2 protein-coding genes and 1 pseudogene are annotated in these 1,482 nt (G+C 70.9%); all 3 read right to left on the bottom strand.

Going from position 1 to position 1,482, the window contains the following annotated elements:
* Positions 1-99: 99 nt before the first annotated feature.
* Complete coding sequence (locus ACWDR3_RS47755) at positions 100-636, bottom strand: DUF501 domain-containing protein (protein WP_450358946.1); 537 nt, start codon at positions 634-636, stop codon at positions 100-102.
* A 23-nt stretch (positions 637-659) separates the two neighbouring features.
* A complete protein-coding gene (locus ACWDR3_RS47760; RefSeq protein WP_402358255.1) occupies positions 660-1,136 on the bottom strand; it encodes an FtsB family cell division protein in 477 nt (158 codons plus the stop codon).
* Between the two features lie 147 nt (positions 1,137-1,283).
* Positions 1,284-1,482: pseudogene (locus ACWDR3_RS47765) on the bottom strand (hypothetical protein); the annotation flags it as partial.

A 1,482-nucleotide genomic window follows, 5' to 3' on the forward strand; every position in this document is an offset into this window, starting at 1 on the left:
GGCGATGGGCATGAGGATGAACTCCCGTGCGTGCAGGCTCAGTTGGGGCGCTTGGCGTGGTGGACCCGGCAGCCCCCAGGGCGGGACCGTGGCCGACGGTCACTCCTCGGCCGGCTTCTCCTGTGCCGGGACCACACACGGACCCTTCAGCCACCACTCCGGCAGCATCGCGATCGCCTCGTCCCCCAGCGGGTTCACACCGGGGCCCGCGGCCAGGGAGTGCCCCACCAGGACGTGCAGACACTTCACCCGGTCCGGCATACCCCCCGCGCTCGGAAAACCCTCCAGCACCTCGATGGCATCACGGCGAGCGAGATAGTCCTCATGCGCGGAGCGATACGCGGCGGCGAGTTCCGGGTCCGTCTCCAGACGGGCTGTCATCTCCTTCATGACGCCGTTCGCCTCCAACGTGCCGATCGCCGACGCGGCGCGCGGGCACGTGAGGTAGTACGTCGTCGGGAAGGGCGTGCCGTCGGGGAGACGGGGCGCCGTCTCCACCACGTCGGGCTGCCCGCACGGGCAACGGTGGGCGATGGCGCGCAGCCCGCGCGGCGGGCGGCCGAGCTGCTGCTCGAAGGCCTCGACATCCGCGTCGGTGGGCTCGGTGCGCGGGGTGGTCGGCGGAGGGGTTTCCACTGCGGAGTGTCTCTCTGGTCAGGTCACTGGTCGGAGGCGTCGGACTTGTCGACCCCGTCCCAGACGTTCGAGTACCAGGGGCGGTCCGCCGCCCCCAGGTCGGCGCGCGACTGCTTCGTCAGGTCCGGGTCGATCACGATGTAACCGGTCTCCCCGGGCATGACGTAGTGCAGCCGCTGCCGGATCTGCTGCTCGGCGTACGCGTCGTCCTGCCAGCGCGCCTTGAGGTCGCGCAGCTGCTCGACCCGCTCCTTGGCCTGCTGCTTCTGCCGCTGCAGGTCGGCGACCTCGGCGCGCTGGGAGACGTACTGCCTTATCGGGTAGGCGAGTGCCACGACCAGCGTGCAGACGACGAGCGCGAGCAGGGCCGCGCGGCCGGTGAGCCGGGAGCGGCGGGCCTGGCGCTTGGTCTGCGAGCGGTAGACCCGCGCGGCGGTCTGCTCGCCGAGCAGCCGGATCCGGGTGGCGGTGGAGAAACGGTCCCGGTCCTTGACGGCCATGTCTCCGCCTCCCCTTTCACACGCGCGTACGTCCCCGCACACGGTACGGGACCGAGTACGGGGACGTACGTACGACTGGCTCGGGCTTGACCCTGTACGGCTCAGCCCTTGCCCTTGGCTGTACGGATCAGCCCTTGGCTCTGCGGATCAGCCCTTGAAGCGCGGGAACGCGGAGCGGCCCGCGTACACCGCCGCGTCGTCGAGGATCTCCTCGATGCGCAGCAGCTGGTTGTACTTGGCGACGCGCTCGGAGCGGGCCGGGGCGCCGGTAGACAGCTCCTTCTCGGTGGCCTGCTCGATGCGGTCGATGGAGCGGAAGTTGCGCGCCAGCGCCTCCGCGGCGACC

The sequence above is a fragment of the Streptomyces sp. NPDC001002 genome, from assembly GCF_053599215.1.

Excerpts from the sequence above, each read along its gene's own strand:
- ACWDR3_RS47760 (WP_402358255.1), bottom strand. The coding sequence starts at position 1,136 with ATGGCCGTCAAGGACCGGGACCGTTTCTCCACCGCCACCCGGATCCGG.